Source organism: Massilia sp. LXY-5 (genome assembly GCF_059801075.1).
In genome coordinates this window covers 138958-153249 of the sequence record NZ_JBNNEH010000001.1, presented here as the reverse complement: position 1 = coordinate 153249, position 14292 = coordinate 138958, and the positions used below count along the sequence as shown (strand labels likewise).

Genomic DNA, 14292 nt, shown 5'->3' with positions numbered 1-14292 from the left:
GCGAAGTTCTGCCGCTATAATCGCCGATTTTCCGCCCGAACATTTTTCACTCCCCCGGAGCTGTGACTGCCATGAACTACACCTTGATTACCTGTGTCGTGCTCTACCTGCTGGGCACGCTGGCGCTGGGAGTGTGGGCGGGTACGCGCATCAAGAATACCAGTGACTTCGCGGTTGCCGGGCGCAGCCTGCCTTTGATCATGGTGATTACGACGACCTTCGCCACCTGGTTCGGCGCCGAAACCGTGATGGGTGTGCCGGCGAAATTCGTGCAGGGCGGCCTGAATGCAGTCATCGAGGACCCGTTCGGCGCCGGCACCTGCCTGATCCTGGTGGGTCTCTTTTTCGCGACCAAGCTGTATAAACTCAATTTGCTGACGATCGGCGACTACTACCGCGAGCGCTACGGCAAGGGCATCGAAATCTTTTGCTCGGTCGCCATCATCCTCAGTTACCTCGGCTGGGTCGCGGCCCAGATCACGGCACTCGGCCTGGTATTCTCGGTGCTGACCAACGGCGCGATGGCGCCTGCCGCCGGCATGGTGATCGGCACCCTGGCGGTGCTGATCTATGTCGTGGTCGGCGGTTTCCTGGCCGTGGCATTGACCGATTTCATCCAGATGATCGTGCTGGTGATCGGCATGTCGATCATCGCCTTCTTCGCGGCGGACCTGGCCGGCGGCGCCGGCCGCGTGTTCGACATGGCCCAGCATGCGGATTTGTGGCGCCTGTGGCCGGAGCCGACTTTTACCGACATCATTTTCTTCTTCGGCGCGGCCATCACGATGATGTTCGGCAGCATCCCGCAGCAGGACGTGTTCCAGCGCGTCATGTCGGCCAAGGATGCGCCCACCGCGCGCACCGGCGCCGTGATCGGCGGCGCCAGCTACATCCTGTTCGGCTTCGTGCCGATGTTCATCGTCGCCGCCGCCGTGGTCGTGATGGGCGACAACGCCATGGACATCGCCAAGAACGACTACCAGCGCCTGCTGCCGACCTTCGTGATGACCAAGATGCCGCTGATCATGCAGATCCTGTTCTTCGGCGCCCTGCTGTCGGCCATCAAGAGCACCTCGTCGGCCACCCTGCTGGCGCCGTCGACCAGTTTTACGGAAAACATCCTGAAAAACCTGCGTCCGGGCATGAACGACAAGCAGCAACTGTTCGCCATGCGCATGACCATCGTCGTCTTCGCGGCGCTGGTGCTGGCCTACGCGATCGCGATGGAGGGTACGTCGATCTATGAACTGGTGTCGTCGGCCTACCAGGTCACCCTGGTCGCCGCCTTTGTGCCGCTGGTCATGGGCCTGTACTGGAAGCGGGCGACGACCCAGGGCGCGATCTTCTCGATCGGTGCCGGGCTGTTCGTGTGGATTCTGTTCTTCCCGCAGATTTCCTCGCTGGGCGAGCATTTCCCGGGACAGCTGGCCGGCTTGTTGGCGGCGTTTGCGGGCATGTTCGCCGGTTCGCTGGCGCCGCAGGTGCTCAAGAACCGGACGGAAAAATCGAAGACGATCGGCGTGAGCGTGTAGGCTGGGCACGCCGTGCCCATGCGGACCTGTGATCATCGTTAGGACGTAGGGTGGGCACCCCGTGCCCACCATGCGCGATCACATCCAGCCACGGCTGCGCACATCGGCCAGCGTCAAATCCAGGCAATCCCGGATCCGCGCCGCCATCTCGTCGATCTCCGTTTTCGTCATCACCAGCGGCGGCGCCACGATCATCCGGTCGCCCACCGCGCGCATGATGACGCCGTTGTCAAACATGTGCCCGCGGCATACCATCCCCACATGCAGCGCAGGATCGAAGCGGACGCAGTCGTGCACCGATGTACCTTTCGCGCGCACCAGGTTCAACCCCGCCACCATGCCGCAACTCTCGGCGTGACCGACCAGCGGATGCGTCGCCAGCTCGGTGAACGCCGCTTTTAAATGCGGCCCGGTTTCCAGCGCCACCTTTTCAATCAAACGCTCTTCGCGCAGGATGCGCAGGTTTTCCAGCGCCGCGGCGCAGGCCACGGGATGGCCGGAATACGTAAAACCGTGGTTGAAATCGCCGCCCTTCTCGACCAGCGCGTGCGCCACGCGTTTACCGACCAATACGCCCCCGAGCGGCACATAGCCCGAAGTCACGCCCTTGGCAAAGCTGATCAGGTCGGGCCGCATTCCCATCAGTTCGGAACCGAACCAGGCGCCGAGCCGCCCGAAGCCGCAGATGACCTCGTCGGCGACGAGCAGGATGCCGTACTTGTCGCAGATGCGCTGCACTTCCGGCCAGTAGGTCGGCGGCGGGATGATGACCCCGCCCGCGCCCTGCACCGGCTCGCCGATGAAGGCGGCGACCTTGTCCGCTCCGACGGCCAGGATTTCGTCTTCCAGCCAGCCTGCCGCCACGAGACCAAACGCGTTTTCGCTCAGCCCATGCCCGTGTTCGGCATAGTTCGGCTGGCCGATGTGGCGGATGCCGGGAATCGGCAGGCCGCCCTGGGCATGCATGCCCGCCATGCCGCCCAGCGAGGCGCCGGCCATCGTGCTGCCGTGATAGGCATTCTGGCGGCTGATGACGACCTGGCGCTCGCTCTGGCCGAGGATGTCCCAGTAGCGCCGCACCATGCGCACGATCGTGTCGTTCGCTTCCGAGCCGGAGCCGGTGAAGAACACGTGGCTGAACTGCGGCGGCGCCAGCGCCACCAGTTCCGCCGCCAGTTGCACCGCCGGCACATTGGTCGTATTAAAAAAGCTGTTATAGAAGGGCAGCGTTTCCATCTGCCGGTAGACCGCCTGCGAGATCGAGGTGCGGCCATAGCCGACGTTGACGCACCACAGGCCCGACATGCCGTCGATCAGCTGCTGCCCTTCGGAATCCCACAAGTGGACGCCCTGCCCGCGCACCATCACGCGCACGCCCTTGTCGCGTAGCGCCGCGTGGTCGGTGAAGGGGTGCAGGAAGTGCGCGGCATCGAGTTCCTGGATGGCGCGCGTGTCGAACGCTTCCGCGGTGGAAGCGTTCAAGGAAGTGATGCTGGCGGCAAGCACCGCCGTTTCGTCGGTTGCCATGATGGCACCTCTTTTGGTTGTAGATCCCTAGTTGGTCATACGTGCAATAACAGGTGTTCGCGCTCCCACGGGCTGATCACGGTCATGAACTCCTGGTGCTCGAGTTCCTTGATCGCGGAGTACACGTCGATAAAACGGTCGCCCAGCACTTCGCGCAGGCGCGCCTCGCCGCGCACATGCTGCAGCGCTTCCGGCAAGCCCTGCGGCAGTTCGACTGGCATTTTGTAGGCGCTGCCCTCGACGATCGGGGTCGGCTCGAGCGCGTCGACCATGCCGAGGTAGCCGCAGGCCAGCGTCACCGCCAGCGCCAGATACGGATTGGCGTCGGCGCCGATGATGCGGTTTTCGATGCGGCGGTCCTGTGCGCCCGAGACCGGCACGCGGAAGCCGACCGTGCGGTTGTCGATGCCCCATTGCAGGTTGATCGGCGCGGCCGTGTGGCGCACGATGCGGCGATACGAGTTGACGTAAGGCGCGACGATCGCCATGGCCGAAGGCATATAGCGCTGCAGGCCGCCGATGTACTGGTAGAACAGTTTCGATGCATTGCCGTCGGCGTCGCTGAAGATGTTGCGCCCGGTTTTGGCGTCGACCACGCTCTGGTGCACGTGCATCGCCGAACCCGGTTCCCCGGCCATCGGCTTGGCCATGAAGGTGGCGTACATGTCGTGTTTCAATGCCGCTTCCCTCAGCGTGCGCTTAAAGTAAAACACCTTGTCGGCCAGGCCGAGCGGATCGCCGTGCTGGAAATTGATTTCCATCTGGCCGGCGCCGATCTCGTGGATCAGGGTGTCGACGTCGAGGTTCATCAGGTCGCAGTAATCGTAGATGTCCTCGAACAGCGGATCGAATTCGTTGACGGCGTCGATGCTGTAGACCTGGCGGCTGGTCTCGGCGCGGCCGCTGCGGCCGATCGGCGCGGCCAGCGGCAAGTCCGGGTCGATGTTCTTCGCCGTCAAATAAAACTCGAGCTCGGGCGCGACCAGCGGCGTCCAGCCCTTCTCCGCATACAGTTTCAACACCCGGCGCAGCACCGAGCGCGGAGCGAAGTCGACCAGGCTGCCGTCGGCAAAATAACAGTCGTGGATCACCTGCGCGGTCGGATCGACGGCCCAGGGCACCATCGTGATGGTGGTCGGGTCCGCCTTCAGGATCATGTCGCGGTCGGTGCTGGAAATGGCGCGGTCGTAGGCGTCGTCGCCGATCGGGGAATTGCCGGTCACGGTCATGCCGAGCACGGCTTCCGGCAGGCGCATGCCTCGCTCTTCGGTAAATTTAATCCGGGGCAGGATCTTGCCGCGGGCAACGCCGGTCAGGTCGGGGACCAGGCATTCGATTTCGGTGACGCGCTTGGCATTGAGCCACTCGTCCATGTCGGTATAGGAAAAATTCTCGCGGATTGCCATCATTGCCTCTCTGTTGTTCAGTGGTCGCAGGGGCGCAACAGGGCGCCCTGCACGTGCGGGAGAGAACGAGGCAAACTAGGGGACGGCGCGCGCCACCCACCGCATTTCCGAGTGCGTGGCGGCGGTCATGGGCGCCCCTGTTTCCTGGCGCGGTAGTCGCGGCAAGCCTGGCCGAAGGCGCCGAACATCTTCATGGAATACGGATTGTGCGTGATGCGCCACTCGGGGTGCCATTGCACCGCCAGCGTAAAACCGGGCGCGGCGCCGACCGAGAACGCCTCCACCAGACCGTCTTCGGCCCTGGCCTCGATCACCAGTCCCGGCGCCAGTTCGTTGACGCCCTGCCCGTGCAGCGAATTGACGGGAATTTCGTCGGCGCCGACGATCGCGTGCAGCATGCCGCCCGGGGTCAACTGAATCTTGTGGGCGTCGCCGTATTGTTCATCCATGCCGAGTTCGGGGTTTTCGCGGTGGTCGAATTTACCTTCCACCAGCTGCACCGCCTGGTGCAGCGAGCCCCCGAGGGCCACGTTCATCTCCTGGAAACCGCGGCAGATCGCGATGATCGGAATGCCCCGTCCGACAGCCGCCCGGATCAGGGGCAAGGTCGTTTCGTCGCGCGCCGGATCTTGCGGCAGCGACGGGTCGAGCACTTCTTCCGAGTAATAGCTGGGGTGGACGTTCGAGGCCGAACCGGTGAGCATGATGCCATCGCACAGTTGCAGCATTGTCTCCAGGTCCAGGTCCTTGCCGAGGGAGGGAAGGATCATGGGCGCGCAGTCGGCGCCGAGGACGATGGCGTCGACATACTTGTGCTGGGCCGCGTGGTACGGGTGTTCGCCGAAGTCACGCGTGCATGCTGGAACGATTACGATGGGGCGCATGGTTTCTACCTTGTCGTGAGCGCACTGAGACCATCATACGAGCAATCTGGTCCGAGCGCGAGTAGCCATTAATCCAGATCAAACACAGCGTATATAACGCGCACGTATCGTGCCGATCTGCTAATAAATCTGCGGTTTCATAATAAAAGGATAACGTTAACTGGAGAAGGATGCCAACACGGCTGCCTCGTCGGTGGCGCCCGGGTCAGGGAAACAGCAGGACAAAGCGCGTCAGGCCGGGCCCGGGACGCACTTCCGCCCGGCCACCATGGAGGGTCATGATGGCGCTGACGATCGACAATCCGAGCCCGGTGGAACCGGCGCCTGCGCTGCGCGACGCGTCGGCCCTGTAAAAGCGCTCGAACAGGTGCGGCAGGTCGTGCGCGGCGATCGGATCGCCCCGGTTCGTGACCGACAGTTCGGTTGCGCCGGCGACAGTCGCGGCCGCCAGCGTGACGGTGCTGCCGGGGCAGGCGTGGCGGATCGCATTCGACAGCAGGTTGGCCAGCGCGCGGCGCAGCAACTGCGGATCGGCCCGCACGGTCCCGCTGCCGGCGCAGTCCAGCACGATGCCGCGCTCCTCGGCCATGCCTTCGAAGAATTCGACCATCCGGGCGTACTCGTCCTCGACTGCCAGGTTCTCGCGCACCGGCACCACGTCTTCCTGTTGGGCGCGCGCCAGGAACAGCATGCTGTCGACCATGCGCGACAGGCGTTCCAGCTCTTCCACGTTCGAGGCCAGCAGGTCCTCGTAGTGGTCCGGGCTGCGCCGCTGCGCCAGCGCCACCTGGGTCTGCCCCAGCAGGTTGTTGACCGGGGTGCGGAACTCGTGCGCCAGGTCGGCGGAAAAACCTGACAGGCGGGTGTAGCCGTCGTGCAGACGGACCAGCATGGCGTTCAGGGCGTCGATCAGGGGCCGCAGTTCACGCGGCGCGTTCGCGCTCTCGAGCTGGCTGTCGAGCCGGCCCGGCCGCACCAGGGCTGCATGGGCGGCGATCGCACGCAGGGGCCGCAAACCGCGTACCAGCAGCAAGGCCGCCAGCCCGCCCGCCAGCAGCGCCGCGAGGGCGCAGGCCAGCACGATCTGGCGGCGGTAGCGCGCGAACATGGCAGTGCGGTCGGCATACACCCGCGCCACCGTAATCCGTACCGGCTGCTGTCCGCCCAGGCGCGCCGTGCCGGAGACGACCTGGCCCGGCGCGCCGGCGCGGCTGGTCCAGGCCAGGATCGGCGGGTATCCCGCCCCATCAGCGGCGGGCGGCTGCGGATAGCGTTCGCCCGGCGAATTGATGTCGAGCAGCACCTGTCCGTCGGCATCGAGGATGCGCACCAGCGAATTTTCCTGCCCGCTCATCGTGTCCCGAAAATATTGCGGACGCTCGCGCAGCAAGGACTGGGCGCCCGGGCTGCCGAGCAGCTGCTGGACCTGGCGCAGCTTGCCGAGCAGGGCGATGTCGTCGCGGCGCGCGATTTCGCCAACGAAGGCGTGGTACAGGTAGAGGCCCAGCCCCGCCGCGCTGGCTGCCACGATCAGGACAAAGGCAAGCGTGACGCGCAGGGTCAGCGAACCCTTCATGTTTGCGGCTCCGCTTCGCAGACATAGCCCATGCCGCGCCGGGTATGGATCAGTTTCAGATCGAAGGGATCGTCGAGCTTGCGGCGCAGGCGCCGCACGGCGGCGTCGATGACGTTGGTGTCGCTGTCGAAGTTGATGTCCCACACGGCCGAGGCGATCAGGGAACGCGACAGCACCTGGCCCTGGCGCCGCGCCAGCAAATGGAGCAAGTTGAATTCCTGGGCGGTCAGCAGCACTGGTTGACCCTGGCGCCGGACCTTGCGTGCGACAACGTCGATCTCCATGTCGCCGATACACAGCAGATCGTCCTCGCGCAGCGGCGCACGCCGCAGCAGGGTGCGGATGCGCGCCACCAGCTCGACGAAAGCGAAGGGTTTCACCAGATAGTCGTCGGCGCCCAGTTCCAGCCCTTTGACACGGTCCCGCACCTCGTCGCGCGCCGTCAGGAACAAGACCGGCAGCCGCGCCGTTGCCTCATGCGCACGCAAGGCCGCCAGCACTTCCCACCCGTCCATGCGCGGCAGCATGACGTCGAGCACGACGAGATCGACCTCTTCCTCATTGGCCAGATGCAGGCCGTCGCGCCCGTTGCGCGCAAGGCTGGCCGTGAAACCCGACTCGCGCAGGCCGCGCTGCAGGTAGTCGCCGGTCTTGGGCTCGTCTTCGATGATGAGGATGTGCATGGCGGCCATTCTAAGCCGCGCAGGCCGCTTCCAACATGACGGGATTGTCATCTGGGCGTCAGGCTGGCGTCGCCCGGCCCTGCGTAGAGTAGCGGCTTCATTTATCGAGGAGTACCCATGATCAAGCCTGCCCTGGCGCTGGGCGCCGCCTTGCTGGCCAATACGGCCGCGGCCGGCCTGCCGCAACTGCCCGACTTGTCGCTCGATGCGGCCAACCGTGTCGCCGCCGCGGCGATTGCCGCCTGCCGCGCGCAGGGCCGGACCGTCGTTGTGTCCGTCGTCGACCGCGGCGGCAACCTGGTCGCCGTGCAGCGCGGCGACGGTGTCGGCCCGCACAATACGGAGGCCAGCAGGCGCAAGGCCTATACCGCGCTGTCGACCAGGAACGCCACGCTCGACCTGGCCCGCAATGCCGCCCTTGATCCCGACGCGCGCAACCTGGCGAACCTCCCCGAGCTGCTGCTGCTCGGCGGCGGCGTTCCGCTGCGCAGCGATGGCGCCGTCGTCGGCGCCATCGGCGTGGCCGGCGGCGGCGGCGCCGTCAACGACCATGCCTGCGCCGTCGCGGCCCTGGCCGCCGCGCCCGCATTCGAGCGCCCGCGCGCTCCCTGAACAACCCAAGCACAAAGGAATTACCCATGCACACCACCATTCGCCGTTCGTTCCTCGCCGCCGCGCTGCTGAGCTCCTGCCTGCACGCCCTTGCCGCCGACAACCCGCTCAGCGTCCACATCCTCGACCTGCAAAGCGGCCAGCCGACCCCGGGCGTGGCAGTCACGCTCGAGCAGCAGAACAAGGGCGAGTGGCGCGCCCTCGGCAGCGCCGTCACCGACGCGCAAGGCCGCGTGCGCGCGCTCTACCCGGCCGGCAGGGCGCTGGCAAGCGGCGCCTACCGTATCGTATTCAAGACCGGCGAACACTATGCACGCCTGCGCCAGCCGACCTTTTTCGAGCAGATCCCGATCGAATTCAAGGTGGCAGATACGACCCAGCACTATCACATCCCCCTGCTGCTGAGCCCTTACGGCTACTCGACCTACCGGGGGAATTGAGCGCCTGCATGGCGCGGCGGGTGCGCTCGAAAAGGTCTACCATGTGAGAACTTGTCTGAAACTTAAGAGGATCCCATGCTGACTCTGAAAGACCCGGCGCTCTTGCGCCAGCAAGCCTATATCGACGGACAATGGTGCGACGCCAATGAAGCCGCCACGGTCGACGTGATCAATCCGGCGACCGGAGAAAAACTGGGCACGGTGCCGCACATGGGCGCGCAGGAAACCCGGCGCGCGATCGACGCCGCCGCGGCCGCCTGGCCGGCCTGGCGCAAGAAGACCGCGCGCGAGCGCAGCCTGGTGCTGCGCAGGTGGAGTGATTTGATGCTGGAGAATGCCGACGACCTGGCGCTCCTGATGACGGCCGAGCAGGGCAAACCGCTGGCCGAGGCAAAGGGAGAAGTCGCGTATGCCGCCTCCTTCTTCGAATGGTTCGGCGAAGAAGCGAAACGTGTCGCCGGTGAAACCCTGCAATCGCCCTGGCCCGACCGCCGCATCGTGGTGACGAAAGAGCCGATCGGCGTCTGCGCAGCGATTACCCCATGGAATTTCCCGGCCGCGATGATCACCCGCAAGGTTGGCCCGGCACTGGCCGCCGGCTGCCCAATCGTCCTAAAACCTGCGGAATTAACGCCGTATTCCGCGCTCGCGCTTGCCGTATTGGCCGAGCGCGCCGGGGTCCCGAAAGGCGTGTTCAGCGTCGTGATCGGCGACTCGAAAGCGATCGGCGGCGAAATGACGAGCAATCCACTGGTCCGCAAGCTCAGCTTCACGGGTTCGACCGCCGTCGGCCGCCTGCTGATGGAACAATGCGCGCCGACGATCAAGAAGATTTCGCTGGAACTGGGCGGCAATGCCTCCTTCATCGTGTTCGACGACGCCGACATCGACGCCGCCGTCGAAGGGGCGATCGCCTCCAAATACCGGAATGCCGGCCAGACCTGCGTCTGCGCCAACCGGATTTATGTGCAGGACGGCGTCTACGAGGAATTCGCGCAGAAACTGGTCGCGGCCGTCGGCAAGCTGAAGGTGGGCAACGGCGTCGAGGCCGGCGTCAACCAGGGGCCGCTGATCGAAGAAAAAGCCGTCGTGAAAGTCGAGCAGCACATCGCCGACGCCCTGTCGAAAGGCGCGCGCCTGCTACTGGGCGGCAAGCGCCACGAACTCGGTCACAGCTTCTTCCAGCCGACCGTGCTGGCCGACGTCACCTCGAACATGGCGCTAGCGCGCGAAGAAACCTTCGGGCCGCTGGCGCCCCTGTTCCGTTTCAGCACTGAAGACGAAGTGATCGCGATGGCGAACGACACCGAGTTCGGCCTCGCTTCGTATTTCTATTCGCGCGACATCGGCCGCGTCTGGCGCGTGGCCGAGCAGATCGAGACCGGCATGGTCGGCGTCAATACCGGCTTGATCTCGACCGAAGTCGCGCCCTTCGGCGGCGTCAAGCAGTCGGGCCTGGGACGCGAGGGTTCGGTCCATGGCATGGACGACTACCTGGTGATGAAATATATCTGCATGGGCGGCGTCTGAGTGATACGCGCCCCCTCGGCCGATGCCATCGACGCGCCCCTGTTCATCGTGCCGCGGGTGCTCGATGCCTTGCGCGCGTACCGGGCGCGGGCGAAGTTCGGTGACGATCCCGTCGTCGCAGCGCAGCTGTCGGCCGTGCTCGATGAACTCGTGGACGCGCTGCTGGCCGGGCTGGAGGCACATCCCACCAGGTTCTGGGTCATCCAGCAGTCGCGCAAGACGCTGGGGCGGGTGGCCGAAACAGGCGCGCGGGAGCAGCTCGCCAGGGAGCTGGAGGTACTGATGGGCATACTCGGCATCCGCACGGACACCTTGCCGGGGTGGGAGCGAGGCTAGCGCCAGCACTGGCTACGCTGGCGTTTGATACTGCGTTGCAGTATTTCCACATGTCAATACAATTTGTCTACGCATGTAGGTGTAGTCCTACTACAATGTGCCTATCGGTTACAGCGTCCTTACCTGGACCTTGACCGGGCCACTCTCGCAAGCCAAGCCCCTCGCTGGTGAAGTCAAGGACGGCGCCGCCACAAGCGGCGTTGGCGTCAGCACGCGCGTCCGTCTAGTTAAACTACTACAACGTCTAAAATGAAATTGTCTGATTCGAAAATCGGTACCCGTCTCGGGGCGGGCTTCGGCCTCCTGCTGCTCCTGATGATCCTGCTCACCGCCGTGGGCTCCTGGCTGCTGCGCGAATTCAGCGCTTCCACCGACCTCATCATGAACGACGCCCTCGTCAAGGAGCGCCTGGTGACGGAATGGCACGACGCCACCGAACTCAATGCCGCCCGTACCGCCCTGGTACTGTTCAGCGACAACCCGGCACTGCAGAAAGACACCGAGGAGAAAATACGCGCGACGAGCGAGCGCGTATCCCTCATCCAGGAGCAACTCCAGCGCCTGGTGGTCAGCGATTCAGGCAAGGCGATCCTGGCCGGCACGCAAGAGAAGCGCCAGCGCTACAGCGACGTGCGCAAGTCGCTGCTGAAGGCAAAGGCCGCCGGCGACAACGCGGCGGTCAAGGCCGGCATGGCGGACCTGAATGCGGCACGCGACGCCTATGGCGCGAGCATCGAGCTGCTGGGCAAGCACCAGCGCGAGAAGGCGGCCGCGCTCGGCGCGGAGCTCGCGCAGGACAGCAAGAACGGACAAATCCTGTTGGCCGGCATGTGCAGCGCCGCGCTCGCGCTGGCGCTGGCCTGCACCGTGCTCGTCACCCGTTCGATCACCCGGCCGCTGCAGCGCGCCACGGCGGTGGCGGCCGATGTGTCGGCGGGGCGCCTGAGCAACTACTCGGAACCATGCTCGCGCGACGAGACCGGGCAACTGCTGGCCGCGCTCTACAAGATGAACGGCGACCTCTTCCGCATCGTCAGCGCAGTGCGCGACAGCAGCAGTGCGATCGTCATCGGTTCCGACGAGATCGCCAAGGGCAACGAGGACCTGTCCGCGCGCACCGAGCAGCAGGCGGGCTCGCTCGAGGAAACCGCCTCGTCGATGGAAGAACTCACCGCGACCGTCAAGCACAATGCCGACAACGCCCGCCAGGCCGACCAGCTGGCCAGCACGGCATCGAGCGTGGCGGCGCAAGGCGGCGCGGTGGTGGCGCAGGTGGTGGAAACGATGGACTCGATCAGCGCATCGGCCGGGAAAATTACCGACATCATCGGCGTCATCAACGGGATTGCGTTCCAGACCAACATCCTGGCCCTGAACGCGGCCGTCGAAGCGGCGCGCGCCGGCGAACAGGGACGCGGCTTTGCCGTCGTGGCCAGCGAAGTGCGCAACCTGGCGCAACGCTCGGCCAGCGCGGCGCACGAGATCAAGGACCTGATCGAAACCTCGGCACGCGATGTCGCCGCCGGTACCACACTGGTCGGTAAAGCTGGCAATACGATGGAAGACATCGTCGCGAGCGTGAACCGGGTCAATGCCATCATGCGCGACATCGCGCTCGCCACCGATGAGCAGGAGTCGGGTATTGCCCAGATCAACCAGGCGATCGGCCAGATGGACACGGTCACGCAACAGAACGCCGCGTTGGTCGAGGAAGCAGCGGCCGCCAGCCAGACCCTGCGCAGCCAGGCGACCGAGCTCGGCGAGCTGGTCGGCACCTTTACGCTCACCGACGCCGGCCAGGGGGCCAGGAGCCAGCGTGGCGCCCACCAGCAGGCTTCAGCACCTGTGGCGCGCGCCGCCCTGGCCTGACACTTTCGCACGCGCATGTACCAGTGGTAGGTGCGCGCATTCCCGCCGCACTGTTCAATTACCCGCTATGATCAATTGCACATGATCAAATCGGGACACCGATCCACTTGCCCACTCCCCATCCGATCATGTCGCCCAGAAGAAGCCAACGACAAAAGGAGACACGCAGTGGAAAAGAATGCATCGCCCTACCCCCAGCGTATGAAGTTCTTGCTTGCATCGGGCGTCGTCCTGTTGCTTGGCGCCTGTAGCGATAACTATTCGCCCCCGACCAGCGCCACGGATGTCGTGGAAACGGCCGGCGGCCAGGTCCGGGCGGTGGACCGCCTCGGCATGCGCAGCTATTTCGCGATCCCCTTCGCCGCACCGCCAGTCGGCAATTTGCGCTGGATGCCGCCCGCGGCCCCGGCGAAATGGAGCACGGCGCTGGCCGCCACCAGATCGGCGGCGCCCTGCCTGCAGACCAGCGCCAGCCCGTTCCGGCTCGCCGGCGACAGCGAAGACTGCCTCTACCTGGACGTGCACGCGCCGACCGGCACCGGCCCGTTCCCGGTGATGGTCAACCTGCACGGCGGCGCCTTCAATACCGGCGGCACCTCGGTGTATGCCGACCCTTCTCCCCTCGTGACCAAGGGCGTCATCGTCGTGAACGTCGCCTACCGCCTCGGCGCCATGGGGTTCCTCGCGCATCCGGCCCTGGTACAGGACGGCGCCGCCGGCAACTACGGCATCATGGACCAGCAGGCGGCCTTGAGGTGGGTGCAGGACAATATCGTCCAGTTCGCAGGCGACAAGAACAACGTCACCGTCTTCGGCGAATCGGCCGGCGGCTTCAGCGTGATGACCCACCTCGCCTCGCCTGGCTCGAAGGGCCTGTTCAACAAGGCTATGATCCAGAGCGGCAACTACGGCAACGACCGCCAGCTGAGCGCGGCGCAGATGGGCGCGGCCAGCGCAGCCATCGCCGACACGGCGATCACTGCGGCGAAGACGGCGGGTGTCGGCGGCATCAACTGCGAGGCAGGCGCGGTGACGGCAGCCTGTTTGCGCAGTTTGCCGGATCCGGTCATTCGTACCTATCTCGCCAACGCGATCAGCACGGCCTTACCGATCATGGTGCCCTCGGTGGACGGCAAGGTGCTGACGAAGTCGGTGAAAGCGACCTTCGCCGCCGGAGAGAACATCAAGGTGCCGCTTGTCAACGGCACCAATGAAAACGAATACGCGCTGTACATCGCCATCAACGAAGCCGGGCGCCGGGCGGCGGCCTCGAACTTCGATCCGGCCAACACCAGTTTCTCGCTGCCGGCCGCAGGCTATGCCCCGACGATCGCCGGCCTGACCGCGGGAACCGGCATCAACGTGAACGACATCATCGCCAATTTTTATCCGCTGGCCAATTACGGCAGCAATCCGGCAACCCAGCCGAGCCTGGCGGCCTCGAGCCTGGCGACCGACCTCGGCTTCTCCTGCCCGGCACTGCGCACCTCGCAGCGCATCGCCGCGCAGGGTTCGCCGGTCTGGATGTACGAGTTCCGCGACCAGACCGCGCTGCCCACGGTCGGCGTCGCCAACGGCCAGTATTACCTGAGCTTCCCGCAGGGCGCCGCGCACTCCTATGATTTGCAGTACCTGTACAACCTGGGAGACTTGGGCAATGCCGAGCGCCGCGAACTGCAAACCGCGATGACGCGTTACTGGACCAATTTTGCGAAGACGGGGAATCCGAACGGCGGCGGGACGGTACCGGCGGAGTGGCCGGCGTTCACGGGGCCGGACAAGGTACTGGGGCTGGATGTGGCATCCGGCGGCGGTGTGAAGGCCTTGAGCACCTTCGATGCGGATCACCAGTGTACGACTGCGTGGGGGAGGATCGTCACCTTCTGATCGCCGTAGT

General features: G+C 65.2%; 12 protein-coding genes. 7 read left to right on the top strand and 5 right to left on the bottom strand.

Going from position 1 to position 14292, the window contains the following annotated elements:
• The first annotated feature begins 71 nt into the window (after window positions 1–71).
• On the top strand, window positions 72–1532 hold the full coding sequence (locus ACI48I_RS00665) for a high affinity choline transporter 1 (protein WP_498573048.1): 1461 nt from the start codon (window positions 72–74) through the stop codon (window positions 1530–1532).
• 78 nt (window positions 1533–1610) lie between these two features.
• On the opposite strand, the gene ACI48I_RS00660 is transcribed toward ACI48I_RS00665, so the two are convergent.
• From ACI48I_RS00660 to ACI48I_RS00640, 5 genes are all read right to left on the bottom strand, one after another.
• Complete coding sequence (locus ACI48I_RS00660) at window positions 1611–3059, bottom strand: aspartate aminotransferase family protein (RefSeq protein WP_193688171.1); 1449 nt, start codon at window positions 3057–3059, stop codon at window positions 1611–1613.
• Between the two features lie 35 nt (window positions 3060–3094).
• On the bottom strand, window positions 3095–4465 hold the full coding sequence (locus ACI48I_RS00655; protein ID WP_193688895.1) for a glutamine synthetase family protein: 1371 nt from the start codon (window positions 4463–4465) through the stop codon (window positions 3095–3097).
• Between the two features lie 125 nt (window positions 4466–4590).
• Window positions 4591–5349, bottom strand: a complete 759-nt coding sequence (locus tag ACI48I_RS00650; protein WP_193688170.1) for a gamma-glutamyl-gamma-aminobutyrate hydrolase family protein — start codon at window positions 5347–5349, stop codon at window positions 4591–4593.
• A 205-nt stretch (window positions 5350–5554) separates the two neighbouring features.
• Complete coding sequence (locus ACI48I_RS00645) at window positions 5555–6925, bottom strand: heavy metal sensor histidine kinase (protein ID WP_498573047.1); 1371 nt, start codon at window positions 6923–6925, stop codon at window positions 5555–5557.
• Window positions 6922–7608, bottom strand: coding sequence for a heavy metal response regulator transcription factor (locus ACI48I_RS00640; protein WP_498573046.1), 687 nt, complete (start codon window positions 7606–7608; stop codon window positions 6922–6924). Before ACI48I_RS00640 ends, ACI48I_RS00645 begins: the two co-directional genes overlap by 4 nt.
• Window positions 7609–7725: 117 nt before the next feature.
• Here ACI48I_RS00640 and ACI48I_RS00635 point away from each other — a divergent pair, with 117 nt between their 5' ends.
• The 6 genes from ACI48I_RS00635 (at window position 7726) to ACI48I_RS00610 (ending at window position 14282) form a co-directional block, all read left to right on the top strand.
• Complete coding sequence (locus ACI48I_RS00635) at window positions 7726–8220, top strand: GlcG/HbpS family heme-binding protein (RefSeq protein WP_498573045.1); 495 nt, start codon at window positions 7726–7728, stop codon at window positions 8218–8220.
• 26 nt (window positions 8221–8246) lie between these two features.
• A complete protein-coding gene (gene uraH, locus ACI48I_RS00630) occupies window positions 8247–8660 on the top strand; it encodes a hydroxyisourate hydrolase (protein ID WP_498573044.1) in 414 nt (137 codons plus the stop codon).
• A gap of 75 nt (window positions 8661–8735) precedes the next feature.
• Window positions 8736–10190: an NADP-dependent succinate-semialdehyde dehydrogenase gene (gabD, locus tag ACI48I_RS00625; protein WP_193688165.1), complete on the top strand. Its 1455-nt coding sequence runs from the start codon at window positions 8736–8738 to the stop codon at window positions 10188–10190.
• Window positions 10191–10526, top strand: a complete 336-nt coding sequence (locus tag ACI48I_RS00620) for a hypothetical protein (RefSeq protein WP_193688164.1) — start codon at window positions 10191–10193, stop codon at window positions 10524–10526.
• 249 nt (window positions 10527–10775) lie between these two features.
• Entirely contained in the window at window positions 10776–12395 is a 1620-nt protein-coding gene (locus tag ACI48I_RS00615; RefSeq protein WP_498573043.1) for a methyl-accepting chemotaxis protein, read from the top strand.
• A gap of 168 nt (window positions 12396–12563) precedes the next feature.
• Window positions 12564–14282 carry a carboxylesterase/lipase family protein gene (locus ACI48I_RS00610; protein WP_498573042.1) on the top strand — a complete coding sequence of 573 codons (1719 nt, stop codon included), beginning with the start codon at window positions 12564–12566 and terminating at the stop codon, window positions 14280–14282.
• The last annotated feature ends 10 nt before the right edge of the window (window positions 14283–14292 follow it).

What these genes read in the sequence shown, in the direction of transcription:
- ACI48I_RS00615 (WP_498573043.1), top strand. Translation starts at nt 10,776, where the DNA reads ATGAAATTGTCTGATTCGAAAATCGGTACCCGTCTCGGGGCGGGCTTC.
- uraH (WP_498573044.1), top strand. Translation starts at nt 8,247, where the DNA reads ATGCACACCACCATTCGCCGTTCGTTCCTCGCCGCCGCGCTGCTGAGC.
- ACI48I_RS00635 (WP_498573045.1), top strand. Translation starts at nt 7,726, where the DNA reads ATGATCAAGCCTGCCCTGGCGCTGGGCGCCGCCTTGCTGGCCAATACG.
- ACI48I_RS00640 (WP_498573046.1), bottom strand. Translation starts at nt 7,608, where the DNA reads ATGCACATCCTCATCATCGAAGACGAGCCCAAGACCGGCGACTACCTG.
- ACI48I_RS00650 (WP_193688170.1), bottom strand. Translation starts at nt 5,349, where the DNA reads ATGCGCCCCATCGTAATCGTTCCAGCATGCACGCGTGACTTCGGCGAA.
- ACI48I_RS00665 (WP_498573048.1), top strand. Translation starts at nt 72, where the DNA reads ATGAACTACACCTTGATTACCTGTGTCGTGCTCTACCTGCTGGGCACG.
- ACI48I_RS00655 (WP_193688895.1), bottom strand. Translation starts at nt 4,465, where the DNA reads ATGGCAATCCGCGAGAATTTTTCCTATACCGACATGGACGAGTGGCTC.
- ACI48I_RS00660 (WP_193688171.1), bottom strand. Translation starts at nt 3,059, where the DNA reads ATGGCAACCGACGAAACGGCGGTGCTTGCCGCCAGCATCACTTCCTTG.
- ACI48I_RS00645 (WP_498573047.1), bottom strand. Translation starts at nt 6,925, where the DNA reads ATGAAGGGTTCGCTGACCCTGCGCGTCACGCTTGCCTTTGTCCTGATC.
- gabD (WP_193688165.1), top strand. Translation starts at nt 8,736, where the DNA reads ATGCTGACTCTGAAAGACCCGGCGCTCTTGCGCCAGCAAGCCTATATC.